The organism is Ensifer sp. 1H6, assembly GCF_001976035.1.
In the GTDB taxonomy this organism is placed as follows: Bacteria; Pseudomonadota; Alphaproteobacteria; order Rhizobiales; family Rhizobiaceae; genus Ensifer; species Ensifer canadensis.
Map to the genome: position 1 here is coordinate 1 of NZ_MOAI01000062.1, position 15,380 is coordinate 15,380.

The 15,380-nt window shown below is 58.4% G+C and carries 10 protein-coding genes and 1 pseudogene; 6 read left to right on the plus strand and 5 right to left on the minus strand.

Annotated features, from left to right (window positions below; translation table 11 throughout):
- Positions 1-283 precede the first annotated feature (283 nt).
- The 5 genes and pseudogenes from BKP54_RS34290 to BKP54_RS34310 form a co-directional block, all read right to left on the minus strand.
- The gene (locus BKP54_RS34290; RefSeq protein ID WP_084815661.1) at positions 284-1,003 is read right to left on the minus strand and encodes a hypothetical protein; all 720 of its coding nucleotides are present in this window, start codon (positions 1,001-1,003) and stop codon (positions 284-286) included.
- Positions 1,004-1,005: 2 nt separating this feature from the next.
- Positions 1,006-1,533 carry a phage tail protein gene (locus tag BKP54_RS34295; RefSeq protein WP_084815662.1) on the minus strand — a complete coding sequence of 176 codons (528 nt, stop codon included), beginning with the start codon at positions 1,531-1,533 and terminating at the stop codon, positions 1,006-1,008.
- 15 nt (positions 1,534-1,548) lie between these two features.
- Positions 1,549-3,066 carry a phage tail sheath C-terminal domain-containing protein gene (locus BKP54_RS34300; protein ID WP_245318021.1) on the minus strand — a complete coding sequence of 506 codons (1,518 nt, stop codon included), beginning with the start codon at positions 3,064-3,066 and terminating at the stop codon, positions 1,549-1,551.
- A gap of 146 nt (positions 3,067-3,212) precedes the next feature.
- Positions 3,213-3,587, minus strand: a complete 375-nt coding sequence (locus BKP54_RS34305) for a hypothetical protein (RefSeq protein WP_084815664.1) — start codon at positions 3,585-3,587, stop codon at positions 3,213-3,215.
- A 638-nt stretch (positions 3,588-4,225) separates the two neighbouring features.
- Positions 4,226-4,498, minus strand: a pseudogene (locus tag BKP54_RS34310) (DDE-type integrase/transposase/recombinase); the annotation flags it as partial.
- 406 nt (positions 4,499-4,904) lie between these two features.
- On the opposite strand from BKP54_RS34310, the gene BKP54_RS34315 reads away from it, so the two are divergent.
- The 6 genes from BKP54_RS34315 to BKP54_RS34340 all read left to right on the plus strand — a co-directional run bounded on the left by BKP54_RS34315 (position 4,905) and on the right by BKP54_RS34340 (position 14,931).
- On the plus strand, positions 4,905-7,394 hold the full coding sequence (locus BKP54_RS34315; protein ID WP_084815665.1) for a DUF2235 domain-containing protein: 2,490 nt from the start codon (positions 4,905-4,907) through the stop codon (positions 7,392-7,394).
- A gap of 98 nt (positions 7,395-7,492) precedes the next feature.
- A complete protein-coding gene (locus BKP54_RS34320; RefSeq protein WP_084815666.1) occupies positions 7,493-9,652 on the plus strand; it encodes a hypothetical protein in 2,160 nt (719 codons plus the stop codon).
- Positions 9,653-9,737: 85 nt separating this feature from the next.
- On the plus strand, positions 9,738-11,480 hold the full coding sequence (locus BKP54_RS34325; RefSeq protein ID WP_245318022.1) for a lysozyme: 1,743 nt from the start codon (positions 9,738-9,740) through the stop codon (positions 11,478-11,480).
- A 330-nt stretch (positions 11,481-11,810) separates the two neighbouring features.
- Complete coding sequence (locus BKP54_RS34330; RefSeq protein WP_084815668.1) at positions 11,811-12,377, plus strand: TetR/AcrR family transcriptional regulator; 567 nt, start codon at positions 11,811-11,813, stop codon at positions 12,375-12,377.
- A gap of 56 nt (positions 12,378-12,433) precedes the next feature.
- Positions 12,434-13,402 (plus strand): quinone oxidoreductase, encoded by a 969-nt coding sequence (locus BKP54_RS34335; RefSeq protein WP_084815669.1) that lies wholly within the window; start codon positions 12,434-12,436, stop codon positions 13,400-13,402.
- Positions 13,403-13,989: 587 nt separating this feature from the next.
- Positions 13,990-14,931, plus strand: a complete 942-nt coding sequence (locus BKP54_RS34340) for a DUF2971 domain-containing protein (protein ID WP_158071750.1) — start codon at positions 13,990-13,992, stop codon at positions 14,929-14,931.
- The last annotated feature ends 449 nt before the right edge of the window (positions 14,932-15,380 follow it).

Consider the following 15,380-nt stretch of genomic DNA (forward strand, 5'->3'; position numbering starts at 1 on the left):
GGCCAGAGTGACCGGCGGCGGTGCGGGTGTGTGCCGCGTTGGGGGACTGAGGCCGCGGCGGGCACGGTCGGACCTGCGGCGGGAGCGGACATTCGCGCAGGGGGAGACCGCCTCGACGATGCTCGGGGCGCTGGCCGGTGCTCGACCGACACCGAAGGCACCGGCATGTCGCTGTCGACGGTCTCGGACCTGTCGCCCAGCGTTTCGAACGGGGCGGGCCGGCGCGGCGCCAGCCGGGGCAGCGTGCCGCGCGCGCGCGCGGAGAGGTTGCTCAGGAAGCCGCTCATGCCAGCGCCTCTGCCACGTAGAAGGCCCGCCGATGTTCCGGCAGGGCGAGGATCTCGGCCTCGGACCAGTGGAAGACCCGCGCGATGTCCACAACGTCGCGCAAGATCTGGCGCGAGATCTGGCGCAACTCGTGAGCGACGAAATGCACCGCGTCGAAAGCCACGGACTGCCTGGCCCCGCACTCCGGACAGACGGTCTCAAGCCACACATCGGCACCGGGATCGAGCGCCTCCAGCGCCTCGGCCAGGGCGTCGAGCGGCAGATCCACCGTAGCCTCCTGAACCTGTGCCGCCAGCATCTGCGCGGCCGTTTCAGGCTCGGCGATGCTCTCGACTTCCAGAATGTCGCCGAGGGTCACTGGGCGCACGACTGCCTCACGGTCGCCGATCGCAACCTTGCGATAACCCAGGTCGGGCCAGAGCGCCTCGCCCGCCAGCCCGAACTGGGCGGGATCGAGCGCCAGCTCGTAGATTTCGCCGCAGGCCTCGCAGACCGGTTCCGCCCGGAGCGGGCCGGACCTCAGCCGCGCCCGTATCGCAAGTACTAGCCGGTCGCGCGCACCCACCGGCAGGGCCAGCAGGGTCGCGCGCGCGGCCTCCGGATAGGCACGCTGCAACAGCGCGACCGACCACTGACCCGGCGATAGCACGCTCGCGCGGTCCGCCAGGTCGATCAGTGCGGAGGCGTCCAGCCGTGAGGGAGCTCCGAGGGTCATGATCAGGCCGGAACTTCGAAGCTGGGCTCTTCAGGCTCGGTCACGTCTTCGTCCCGCTCCCATCCCTCGTTCTCCAGCTTCAACGTCTGTATCGCGATGGCGCTGGCCGAGGCATCCATATCGGAGAAGGCCGAGAATTCGGAGGGCCAGCACCGGTAGAGCTTGTAGGCCAGAACGATCTGGCCGGCCTCGTTGTAGATCTCGAGTATCAGATCCTTGCGGAAATCCTTGAGCGACACCTCGGCCCCGAGACCCGCCCCATAGTTCCAGACCTTGTTGGCCCACTGCTCGAACTGCTTGGAGTGGGTGACTCCGCGCTCCAGCGTGATCGCCTCGTATTCGGTCTGGCCTGGCGACTTGCGGCTGGTCGAGGGATCCCCGCCTTCTCGGTGCTTGACCACCTCGGTGGAGCGCTTGAGCCCAGAACACTTGCTAAGTCCGGCGATGTAGTCGCCATCCGGCAGACGCAGACGGAACTTGTAGGTCTTGTAGGGGTCGAAACGCTCGGCATTCGTGGTGAACTGTGGCATGTTTCTCGCCCTCCCTTAGGACGCGCTGCGGATCTGCTGGATCGAGATGATGACGAATTCAGCAGGCTGCAGCGGCGCGAACCCGACGACGATGTTGACGATGCCGCGATTGATGTCGTCCTGCGTGGTCGTCGAGGTGTCGCACTTGACGAAATAGGCCTCCTTGGGACTGGTCCCCTGGAACGCGCCCTGCCGGAACAGCCGCTGCATGAACGAGCCGACCGAGAGACGGATCTGAGCCCAGAGGGGTTCGTCATTGCCCTCGAACACCACCCATTGAGTGCCGCGGAACAGGCTTTCCTCGATGAAGAGCGCGAGGCGCCGGACCGATACGTACTTGTAGTCGTCTGACAGCACGTCCGAGCCCGCCAGCGTGCGCGCGCCCCAGACGACGCGGCCGATGTTCTGGAACGACCTCAGGCAATTGACGCCGATCGGGTTGAGCAAGCCGTTCTCCTGGTCGGTCAGCTTCACGGTCAGCGCATGGGTGTTCGACAGCGTCGCAGCCAGGCCGGCGGGCGCCTTGAACACCCCGCGATTGACATCGGTCCGCGAGATCACGCCCGCCACCGCGCCGCAGGGCGCGAAGGCATCGATCTGACCACCGCGCAGCGGATCGCGCTTCAGAAGTCGCGGAAAATAGAGCGCAGCGTTGCGGGCATTGGTGAGTGGAAGCACTTGGTTTGTGGCATCGAGCTGGGCATTCTTTGCTGTCGTCGCCGCGGTGTCGGGATTGGCGTCCCATTCGTTCGGCGGATCGACAATATAAAGCGCGCGCTTTTCGGCGCAGAGCTCGACCGCCGTTTCCCTGACTGCCTTGGGCAGGGTGGCCTCGCGGGTGTCGGGAGGGATGCAGAGCAGGTTGAAGATGTCCGCCTTGCGCAGCGCCTGCATACCGGTCTTCAGGGCCGGGTCGCCTTGATAGGTGGCATTGGCCAGCGTCGTTCCGTCGTCGCCTCCAGCGGCGTTGCCGCTGGCGGCATCCGCAGGCCGGTTGTTGGAAAAGGTCGGCGCGGGCGGCGCTTCGACAAGGTTGCTCTGGGCGGCGAGGATCCGGTCGAATCTGCGCTGGCCCGCATCGCTTCTCATCGACAGGGTGCGGAACACTTCCCGCGTGTCGGTGGCCGTGTCCACGATCTCCAGATCGAAGATGTCGTTCACGGTCAGCCCGTATTTCGCGGCAGCGGCGGTCGCGCCCTCGGGATCGGCGACGTCGGGATGCGAGATCGTGCCCGTCAGCGAATTGCCCCAGCCGCCTGGGCTCTTGGCCCGCAGGATCAGGGTGCCCACCGTCAGCCCCGCATAGCCGTCGCCGCCGTCCTGTTCGAACAGGCGCACGATCAGGCATTGCCCGCCGCCGTTCGCGAAGAAATCGTCGACGGCGTAGGAGACATTGCTGTCGGTCCATAGCCCACCGAAGCGGTGATTGAACTCGCCCATGTTGAAACAGGGCGTCGGCTCGCCGACGCCCCCCTTCTTCGTTCGTCCCACGAAGGCCGTAATCGAGGTCGGCACACCGGCGACGGTGCGCACGCCCGAGTCGAGCTCCTGGATGTAGACGCCGGGATAGGTTGGAGAGATGGGCATGCGCGGCTCCTGTTCCCAATAGGATCGTGAATGCAAATGCGAACTACGCATCGGGCGGCCCGTCCGGGCCGTCGAAACCGGATGAATTCAGATCAGACCGTGATGCCGATCAGAACGGTGACCTTGGCGGGTTTGACCGCCGATGTGTTGTGGACTGTTAGTGTGGTCAAATCGCCTGCAAAGAGCTTGACCGCTTCTCCGAACAGAAGGATCGGGCCGCTCAGCGCGGAGGCATTCGCACCGTCCGCCTTGACCGTGACCGAACCGTCGAGGAGATCGGACGAGATTGCGAGAAAGGCGACATTGTCGACCGTATCGACCTGCAGGGCGAGATCACGCTTGGCGCTTCCGGCATCGAGATCAACGGAGACGGAAACGATGCCATCGCCCGTCGATGCGCCCTTGGTCTGGATGGCAGAACCTGACGTGCCACCCGCGGTTAGGGACCAGGTGATTGTTTCAGACATGAAGGCACCTCGGAGGAAAATGTTGCGCGATCAGTCGGAGAATCCAGTGTACAATCATAGATTGCGCCATCCAGCTTCGAACATCGAAACGTGGCACTTGAGATATACTTTCAGTATGTAAGAAGATAATTATAAAGATACAGAACTTAGAAAATGTCAACGGAGAGATTTCCAATGTCCACGCCGTGACGAATAATCGAAATAATATTGTTAGTTGATTATATTAAGTATAATTTCCATATAAATTCTAAGGGCTGAAATGTATAAATAAGCATTTGCCGCGCAGGAAAGGAGACGTATGCCGCATAAGTTGCAGAATGAATCGCGTGAAGTTCGTAATATGCGTTATTTCTTGCGAGTTTAGGATGTGTCAATTGGCATCGGTACTACTGGAATTGGAGTTGTCACGTTATCGAGCGGTGATCGAACTGTAGCACTGCTGTTTGAAGATCAGGCTACGGCGCCCGTCACGGCCTTCCAATGCGCCGTGGCATGGACACGATTAATGTGAACAGCGAGAGCGGAGCGTTTGCGGATGTCCTCGCTCTTTCGGAAGGCGGCGAACTCCTCGGCTGCAACCCGGAAGGTGTTGTCACTTTATCGAGCGGTGGTCGAACGACCCGCGCCGCTATCGGAGATCAAGCAATGGCACCGGTCACGATTATCCAATGCGCCATGGCGCGGACACGATGAATGTGAGTGGTGAGAGTAGAGCGTCCGTGACGTGAGGTGACGAAGAGATTTCGGATGGCGGAGAAGATTGTTATGAAACGTTGCAGCCGTCCGGCTGATTGGAAACCCTGCATCTGGTGTTCCAGTTTTCGCAGTGGCAGATGAGAATTCTCAGCGCGATTGTTCAAGCCCTTGTGGGACCGTTGCTCGACCGTTGGCATGATGTCACGTTTGGTCGCGAATTTTGTTTCCGCGCCCTCTGCTTGGCACCGCGAGGTTATGCCATTCCGCTATCGCCCGTTGCACTCTTTAAAGTTTTGTAGCTTGCCATCTACAAATCATAGGCATATATTTTACTACTTCATTTAATACTGAAATACTCGTCTGATGTGATGCAGACAGAGCCGCGACAGCTTGCGCGTACCAGCGCAGCCGCACGCGATAGCCGCAGGCGATAGCCGCAGAAGTATGTAAACAACCAATATCCCAAGGCGCGCGCATTGATGATGACGCGAAATGGCGCCGCTTTGTCGTGGAAAATCGCCAGGGACGTTCAGGACTTCAACGCCCACTGAGGCGTAAGTCTGCCTGTGTCCGTGGATAGCAAACAATTCGCATTGGTCATTTCGTTGGGGACGTCATGCCATGCAAAAGAACATCGTGCTTCTTGCAGACGGAACGGGCAACAGTGCCGCTAAATTGTTCAAGACGAATGTGTGGCGGCTCTACGAAGCGCTCGATCTCGGTGAGCAGGATCAAATCGCGAGCTTCAGCGACGGGGTCGGAACCTCCTCTTTCAAGCCCTTTGAGGTTATCGGGCTGGCGCTGGGCTTCGGGGTAAAGCGGCGTGTCATCGCCCTCTATAAGTTCCTCTGTTTGAATTACCAGCCCGGCGACAGGATTTATATCTTCGGCTTTAGCCGCGGCGCCTTCACGATCCGTCTGCTGGTCGGGCTGGTGGCTCGCGAAGGGTTGGTCGATTTCCAGTCGCACGAAGAGCTTGATCGTAATGCGCTTGCCGCCTACCGAGCATATCGCACGAAAGCGTTTCCCTCACGGCTGCCCTGGACACGGTGGGCGCGAACGCTGCGGGACGCAGCCGTCAATCGCTGGAACTGGCTGACAGGGAGCCGCTCGTACGATGAGGTGCGACCCCGCACCGGTCCCTGCTCGCCCAAAGAGATGAAAATAGCCTTCGTCGGCGTTTGGGACACGGTTGCTGCCTATGGCCTGCCGATCGATGAATTGACCCGAGCGGTCAACCGATGGATCTGGCCACTGACATTCGAGAAGTCTCACCTGCTGCCGTGTGTGGAGCGTGCCCGTCAAGCATTTAGCCTCGATGACGAGCGAAGAACGTTCTTCCCCATTCCATGGAGCGCGACGGATGCAGATGGCAATGTAATCGATGCGGACCGCCTCTGCCAGGTATGGTTCGCCGGTGTGCACTCGAATATCGGTGGTGGCTATCCGGACGACCGCCTGGCGCATGTGCCCTTGTGCTGGCTCATAGAAGAAGCGCAAATCGCCGGGCTGAGGTTCAAGCCGGATGCTGTCGCACGATACGCCGATCTCGCCTCGGAAAACGGTCGCATCTATGACAGCCGTGCCAAGCTCGGCTTTTTCTATCGCTACCATCCACGTGACAGCAAAACTTTGTTGGGCCATTCCCCCCCCCTGGTAGATTGGAGCGTTCTGTTTCGCATGGCAGACGGCTCCGATGGCTATGCACCTCTCTCCCTGCCACTCAATTTTCGTGTCCGAATGCCGAACGGTACCGTCGTGCCTTTCATAACGCCGCAGACCGAGGCTTTAGCTTCACCAAACAGCACCCCGCTCCAGGCTCGTGCCGAAATGGCGCTTACCGAGCTGCGCCAACGTCAAGCGGGAGGCGGTGCAGACCAGCATGAGCGCTTCTTGGTCATGCACGACACAATCTGGTGGCGCCGCGCCGTCTATTACGTGCTCCTGCTCCTCGTGCTGCTCGTCGCCGGCTACCCGCTTTTCGCCGAGTATGTGTCCTCCGGGCCGTTGGACCGGCTTGAGGACGGGGCAGTACCGATCGTCGGACGCCTCACCGGGATTATAGAGTTCTTCACACCCGGTTTCGCCATGCCGTGGCTAAACGCAATCGCCCGCAATCCGGCTGCAGCTGCCATCCTTGCCGCCCTGGTGGCGGTCACAATGTGGTTGAGCGCATTTCTTCGTACTCGAATAGCCGATCGGGCCCGGATCGCCTGGTGCAGCGGCAGGTGGCGGCGCGACCAGTCGTATTTCGCGAAGGAGCGGGCCGAGCACCACAAACGCCTTGCTGCCTCTGGCGCCTTGATCTCCTTCTTTGCTGCAATCGCGGCCGCCGCAACGGGTACGCTGTATGCGGCTGCGTTTTTCGCGCTGGCCGCGGCCTTGTGCTTCCTCGGCATGATCAGGATGAAAAGCAAGCGCAGAAGGCTGACGGGTTCAATCTTGCTTAGGTTCGCGCGGTCGGTGCGGACCAGCCCGAAGATGATCGCGCTCTACAACGCTCTTCGCGAACATATCTTGCCGACGCTGGCCCTTATCCTTACGGGCGTTGCTGCTGTCTTCCTGATTAACAAGGCGTCGGTCGACCTGGCGAGCGCCGCCGGCGCCTTCTGCGCGAACGACAATCCCCGAGACGAGAAAATCCAGATACTCGACAAGGACCCTGGGAACTTCGATCCGGCCTCGATGTGCTGGGACACACAAATGGTTCTCCTCAAAGGGGAGCGATACAGAATCACTCTCGACATCCCACCCGGTTCTCCGCTGAAGGACAACAGCATCCGGTCCGGCGCAGCTGGCATGCATATCCGAACGTTCGCCCAGGGTGCTGGAGTGCCTCTCAGGAGGTGGTGGGGGCAGCCTTACTTTCAGTTGATCGCCCGCATCGGCAGTCGCGGCGCCGACGAGCAAGCGGTGATGCCGATCAGACTGGCAGCCAATAAGCCCGAGGACATTTCGCGCGCGGCTTTCCTGTTCACGCCACGCGAAACGGGACGGCTCTATCTCTACCTGAACGACGCCGCTCTTGGGCTACCGGGGTATTATGACCTCTTCTATCGGAACAACAGCGGAGCCGCCCGGATAACTGTCGAAAATGTCAGCGGCTACTGAGCAGCCGTTGACCGATGTGAATTCATACTGCCACCCGCTTGAACGGCGCAGTGCCTCGAACGGGACATGGTGGACAGGACAAAGAGGAGATACAGGTCATGCGCCGCGTCTATCTGCTCATGGCTACCATCGGTATTCTGGTTTGCCTCGCCGTTGCGGCCATCTTCGTGCGCATGGACTATTTCGGGCGCTTGCTGGCTGACAAGGTGCTAGCAAACGCCGCCATGCCAACCGAACAGGAAATGCCGCCAACTTCCGGACAGATCCCCTTTTCCTCTGCGGATATCCAGATTATCGGCGGAAGGGGCGAAGGGCTAAGTTGCAGCCTGCCCAATCTTTTGGCCGACCTCGCCTTTCCCCAAGAAGAAGGGCGCGAAGCGATCGGCCTGCAGATGCGACAGGCATGTGCCACGCATGACTATTGTTACAGACACGGCGCCGCCACCTACGGCTATACCCAGGCCGATTGCGACTTCCTTCTCCAGGAGCACGCGTTCCGACTTTGCTACTTCATCGAGCGGCGGGAACCGGGAAGTGACATGGAGGCCAAGCAAAGCAAATGCATTCGCGACGCCCGGCTGGTGACCCTCGGCGTTCGTGCCGGCGGAAGCGATTCCTTCCGGCCGCTGAACCCGAGCGTAGACGCACTATCCCAGGGTCTCGAACATAAAGCTGGCCTTGATGGCAAAGCCTCGACCTATTTTGAGTTCGACCCGTATCCTGTCCGATCTCTTTCCTACGCTGTCTATCGAATTGCGGATGCCCCCGATCCGACAGGAACGCTCCAAGGACTAAAGGGGCTCTACAAGTTCTCAATGCGGCCGTCCGGCATTTTCGTTTCGGTTGCGACCATAGGCAAAGGTGCGGAGGTTGGGCCGCTTTCACTATACGTAAAGCTGCCTGGCGACCCGTCCTACATCGTGAACGCCCCGGTCGTCGTCGCTTCAATACACGACGGCAGGAAGGAAGATTGGTTCGTATGGTGGCAGCGACGTGGTCTCAGCGAAACCGGCGGGCGCATCCTGGCGATTGCTCCACGACGTGCCACCAAAGAGGATTGGAACTGCCTCTACCTCGCCGGCATGACAGAGGAGATGCTCGGTGAGCGCGACGCGTGCAGCAGGCGCAATGCCATAGCGATCGTCGAAGTAGGCAAGGCCGACCGACCCGACGATGGTGGGTTCTCACAGGTCGTTGCCGCCCACGGCGCGCAGCCGGCATCCGATACGCTTCACCTGATGGCGTTGCAGACCAACAGTTGTCATAGAAGCGGGGCGAATGCCCCTTGCTTTCGCGACATTCTCATCGGTACGGCACTGCGCCGAAAGCACCAGCCGCAAGAGCCCCTTCGGGTGACGGACCAGCTCGCGAAAGAAGCCGCCAATCATCGACAGGACGAAAGCAACGTCTATCGCAACTACGTCGCTGCGCCGCTGGTTTTCCAGTCCGCCAACGACCGCGATCCGCTCCTGACCTGGGCGCGCAGAGACAAGGACTACCAATCGAAGGCCCTCGTTCGACGAATTGGCATCGCCCGAAAGACCTCAAGGCTCTCGAACGATACTGGTCGCTCGCGTGGTTCCGTGTGGTTGACGGATATACAGGAAAACGACGAACCGCTTTTTGCCTTGGGTCGGGCAGGCGAACGCCAATCGCTAATTGCGATCCGAAAGTCCGACGATACTGGAGTGGGTCGCGTTGAGATCCGCCAATGGCGATTGCCCGGACTGCGGGACGACGACACCGGCGAGGCGCCATTGGTTAAATCAAATACTGATGCATGCCGACCGAACCTCGAAGGTACGTGGCTGGCCAGACCACCTATTGTCGTTTCCATCGGCTCGGACGAAGCCGTCGTCCTCCTGTCGCGCGTCGTTAGCGCGAAGGATGCTGATGGCGGCTACGGATTGGGATTGGCGACGCTCAAGATCGGAACCGATGGGCGCTGTTCCGAGAGCCTTTTCGCTGGGCCAACGATCCCTGCGGTAGAGCTAATTGCGAAAGTGACCGCCGACGACAGTGGCAAGGCATTGCAACCTCAGCAGCGGGAGATCCTGAAGCAAAGGCTGAAGCAGAAACGCCTCGAACTCATTCGACAGACCCCGATACTTGTCGACGATTTGAATGGAGACGACAAGCTCGACGTAGTCTTTCCTGGCGCCGGAAACACCCCGAGCGCAAGGATAGTGGCGCGTATTAGCAAAGACGGGATATTTTTGCCAGAGCAGGTAATGGCGGAAAGCACGACCCAAAAATAAATGCGTATCTTTATTGTCAATTAACACAGGCCATTCGAGTAAATGGGAGGCTCAAGTGAGGACAAGTCTACGCGGAATTTGCGCAATGCTTGCTGAAGAGGCGATCGTCTTGGCGGGTTACAACGACGGTACGGGCACCATGACGATCGGCGCTGGCCACACTGCGGCTGCCGGTCCACCGGTCCCTCGCTCCGGAATGACGATCTCGCTTACCGAGGCTATAAATATGTACCGCAATGACCTGGCCGAGACAGAAAGTCAGGTCCAGTCTGCGGTCAGGGCAGTGCTCTCCCAGCACCAGTTCGATGCCCTCGTCTCTTGGCATTTCAACACAGGTGCGATTTCGAGCGCCACTTTGACGCGGAAGCTCAACACAGGAGACGTGACCGGTGCTGCTGCCGAGTTCGCACGCTGGAATAAGAGCAAGGGAAAGGTCCTTGAGGGACTTATCGCCCGTCGCGAGCGTGAGACAGCAATGTTCTTAAAGGGCGATTACGGCAGTCCGAGTGTCCGTGTTCTAGAAAGCAAGGGTGGTCCGGAAGAGGTCTTCACCGCCGACCAAATCGAAGCCCTCCTCGGCGGTGCGGTGAGCTCGGAGGACGAGCAGACCACCGAAGACCTGCTAGCCAATCCGATCTCACAGCTCTTGCCGCTTCACCGACCCAAGCAGACATTCGGAGTCACCAAAGCCGTGCTCCAGAAGTTCTACGACCTCATTCCCGAAGAAGGGCATGACGATGTTGTGGCAGTTGTCGCCGTCCGCGGCTACTACCTCAACGCAATGGGTAAGGAGGGAGCCAACGACCGCGGCATCTATGACGACGCCATCTTCGTGGTCGAACCGAGCGGTGTGCACAACTTCAACGGCAATACCGATCCCGGCAGATTCGCTCGTGGTATCGCCAAATTAAAGTCGCGCCAGGCAATCCGATACCGCCCCGGCCCGCACGGGTTTTCACGCAAGAACGGGCCTTATCCCGCCTTTCGGCAGGATAGCAACTGTACCGTCATACGCGATGAAACCGGCGAAGATACGGACTCGCCGACGGGCCGCTTCTGGATAAATCTCCATCGCGGCGGCATCACGTCCACCTCGAGCCTCGGGTGCCAGACGGTTCCGCCGCACCAATGGAATGAATTCAAGACGCTGGTGGATGGCCTGCTGAAGAAGCACGGCCAGGAAACCTTTTACTACGTACTCGTGGATCAGCAAGATGTGCCACAGGAGGAGCTAGCCGTGTCCGTCGTTACACAATCCAACACCCCCGAAGTCGCGCAGGCAGAAATCAACTCAGCCCAGGTGCTTCAAGAAATGCTGACACTCATCGCGATGTTGCGTGGCCGCAAGTCCGCGTCCAGCTCCGATCTGACCAGCCTGCAGGACATCTTGCGCATAATTCTGCCTCAGGGGCCCCTAATCAACGGCGGGATACAGATTACAGAACAAGTCAAAGACGACCCGCTCGTCTCGAAGAGTGATACCGAACTCACACCGGTCAACGGTGCGTTCGGCAAAGCGATCGGACATGCGCTTGACGGCCGAAAGACCGCAATTGGTATCATCGGTATGCTGGCCACGACGCTCCTACCGATCTTCTTTCCGCAGTGGGCGCCAGTTGCAGCAGTCGCGGGGCCCCTGATTGACACTGCTGCAAACACCGCCGGTACTGCGGGTGCTGCGACCCCTGCAGCAGGAGGACTAGGACGCGAACTGGTGACGGCAGCCTTCCCGATTTTTGCTGGGATTACGAGTTGGGGGGCGATCGGAAAGCTCGAGAAATGGGTCCGCACACTTCGCGATGCAATGCCGTCCGGTTCATCCCCATGATTAGACCAACGCCAAAGGTAAGAGAGTGACGGCGAGGTAACTGGCCCGCGTCTGAACACGAATCGACCAAAGTAGCCTGAAGGCGCGCGCTGAACGACATTGGGAGGTGGGAATGGGTCGTCATCTTATCTGTTTGATCAATGGCACGAAGGTGTCGGCGAACCAAGCATCAGAGTATCAGGGCTACTCCAACGTCTATGAACTCGCGTACATGCTTCAACTGCACGGCACTGGCCTTCGATCGGTCGCCAATCGTGCGTTCTCGGGCGCGACATTTTTTTGCCGTCAACAATTCTTGACAGATCATTCCAGAATGACTATCTGGTCTGCATGGCGAGATCAAAGGAATTCGACAAGGAGCAGGCGCTAGACGCCGCAATCGACGTCTTTCGGGAACACGGATTCGAAGGCACGTCGACAGACATGCTTATCAAGTCGATGAAGATCGGGCGGCAAAGCCTCTACGACACGTTCGGAGACAAGTGGGATCTCTATCGGTCTTCAGTCGAGCGCTATGCGATGGCGGAGACTAGCGCCCATATCGAAACCCTTCGCAGCGAAGTTCGAGCCGTGGAGGGAATTCGGGCAATGGTTGGCCGTGTTGTGGCTGAGGCGAACAAGGCATGCCTCGGTGTCGGCTCGATTTGCGAGTTCGGTCAAACGCGGCCGGACCTCATCGTTGTCAATCAGGTGGCCGACCGCCGCCTCAAAGAAGTTATGCGGCAACGCATCGCCGAGGCGCAAGCCGCTGGCGATTTGTCATTGGAGTCCTCTCCCGCCGAGACAGCCGAGTTTTTGATCGCCAGCTTTGCCGGCATCCGGATCGCGGCACGTGGAGGTGCCGATTTCGCTCAACTCGAATCGCTTGGACGACTGGCCCTTCGCGCCGTCAGGTAGAAGCCGGGAAAAATTTTACTCAATTCTGGAATGAACAGTCAAGAAAGGATGCCATTGTGAAAGCAGTAGTGATGACTGAGGTCGGCGGATCCGACGTAGTGGACCTCATCGAATACCCACAACCATTGGCCCGACCGGGTTGCGCCGTAGTCCAGGTTTCCTTTGCGGGCGTGAACTTCATGGACATCGGCGTGCGACAAGGCATGGCCTGGATGGACATAGCGAACCCGAAAATCCTCGGCGTCGAGGGTGCCGGCCGCATCGTCGAAATCGGTGAGGGTGTCGCCGATTTCGCAGTTGGCGATCGGGTGGCCTGGGTTTACTCCCCGGGGAGCTATGCCGAGTATGTCTCGATCCCGAGCGTGTCTCTCGTCAAGATCCCCGAGCGCATTGATGATCGAACAGCGGCGTCCGTCATGATGCAGGGTCTGACAGCAAGCCATTTCGCCACGGACTTTTATCCGGTTCAGTTTGGCGACATTGCCTTGGTACACGCCGCAGCGGGTGGCGTTGGCCTTCTCCTGACACAGATCATCAAACGCCGCGGCGGCACTGTCATCGGACGCGTTTCGTCCGAAGACAAGGTGGCCATCGCAAAGGAAGCGGGGGCAGACCACGTCATCGTCGACAGCCAGGGCCTGTTTGCCGACGAAGTCCTTCGTCTAACCGATGGACTGGGTGTCAACGTGGTTTACGACGGTTCCGGACCCAAGACCTTCAAGGGATCTCTGGACTCACTCCGGCGCTCTGGAACATTCTGTTGGTTTGGGCCTATTTTGGGAGGTCCAGGGCCGCTCGATATCATGAGCCTGCCGCGGAGCATCAAGATCGGCTACGCCACGTTCTTCGATCACATTCATACACCCGAGCTTCTACGATCTCGGAGCCAGCAACTCTTCGATTGGATCGAGGACGGGTCGTTGAAGGTGACGATTGGCGGCACATATTCTCTTGCAGATGCGCGCCAGGCCCATGCCGACATGGAAAGCAGGGCAACGACTGCCAAGCTCTTGTTGATCCCTTAATGGACCAAGTCAGAGATGACAAAAATAAGCAGGGCAGCCCTGCGTTGGGCCTGACGCCTGACACGTTCAGGTACATCGTGGACGCGCTTTGGCCTGTTACGGTGCGCGGCAAACTAAACACTCGTAGTCCCGCATGATACATTATGCGATCTTTTCAGCACAGATCGAGAACAAAACAGCAACAGGCACTGAAGTGCCTCGCTACGACATAGTCGGCCATGCAACGGGACCGAGCCTAGATCGGCCATTTTGGAGGCCGTCTTATATTTGCTTTCAACATGCTCCCCCGTTTCACGCTTATGCGCGTAACTGGGGGCCGCGATCCAGGCGGCTCAGAAGAAACTCACATCAGCCCCCGGTCCGCCTGAGCCTCACGGTTTTCTATCGGCAGCGGCGAGACGTGACACCGAAAGCTCGCGCAAGAATTTAGGGAGTAAGAACGTCTGGCTGGTAAATCCGCCGCGTGGGGGCAACGCAATGGACAGACCGAGCTTCATTTATTTGTCGAATACGCCAGTTGGGCATCTGTCTGCGGATGACGCCGCGACTATCAAACGCAATCAATATTACGAATGGAATTAGGTGCCATGCCGAACTTTGAAAGTGGTTTTGGTGGTTTCATCGACTCGTCGACAAAACGTTGGTCCCGTCACTTAGAACAGTTAGCCGCAAACGGGCTCGGCGATTTCTACCGCGAGACCCTGTTGGAGGAATATGGCGGCCGTACTCTGACGCATTATACCAGCCTTGAAGGTTTTCGCTCGATCATAACAAACAGTGAATTGTGGGCATCGAACATCCGTTTCCTCAACGACCGAAGGGAAATGGATTATGGAATTGATGAAGCAATCAAGTTCCTAGAGGCAAACGACGGTAACGATGACAAGGAAACAGCTGAACTTTTCGCAGCCGTGAAAGAGCGGCTGACGAACAACATTCCAGAAATCTACGCTTGCTGCTTTTGCGAACATAATGACAGTCTCGGGCAATGGCGCGGATACACTGGCGGAGGCCAGGGGGTAGCAATCGAGTTTAATGCGCGCGCACTAAACGATCATTTTGAAACTGAGTTTCAGCGGACAAGCCTCTACAAGGTCATCTATGGTGAAGACCACACTAGGTTTTCACTTAAGAAGGCTATCCGGAGGATTTTCGGGCGGGTGGATATCGACAACGATATTTCCGAAGTTGTAGGCCCGGAGACCACGATAGAGGGTCGGTTGCTAAAACTTTTACTGCGACTTGCACCGCAGTTTAAGCACGACGCATTCAAAGACGAACTTGAATGGCGATTGATCGTCAACAGACCAAGCGATGTAAGCAAGATCGCTTTCCGTACACGCGACAATGTCCTGGTACCTTATGTGAAGCTCGGAGACAAAGACAAACCATTACCAATTGGCCGGGTGATTGTTGGACCGGGCAAGGATATGCACCTAACAGAGCAAAGCGTTCGGATGTTTTTAGGTACGCAGTCGCACTATCTTGGTGTGAAGGTTGAGAAATCGACAGTGCCATTCCGCACATGATTGAACGAATCGGTGCGAACCGAGCGCGCCAACAAGAAAGCCCTCCGTGTGGAGCATTATGCCGGCGTCGAGGGCAAGACGCCGTGGGGGCAGCTGATGTTGAATTGCGCTGAGAGCTGACCCGGAAATTGCGCCGAGAAGTGAGGTATCGTCATTACCTCCAGCGCAAGGGTTTCTACCAACACATTTATCGGAAGCGGAGCCACCTGGCATTAAACTACGGTGGGGTCGGTGTTTCGATCCCAGCGCGCGAATTGCGTTTCGCCTAGATTGCGCGCTTCGCAAAAGCTGGACATTGATTCCGCTAAATCCCGGACAGCGCTGGAATGCACCCCTCAACTGAGACATATTAAGTAGCGGACAGTTTCTCGAATACAGGAACTGGAAATGGTTGGAAGAAAGCCGAGATTTAGCGAAGAAGAGAAGCTCTCCATGCTCGTGCGGATGCA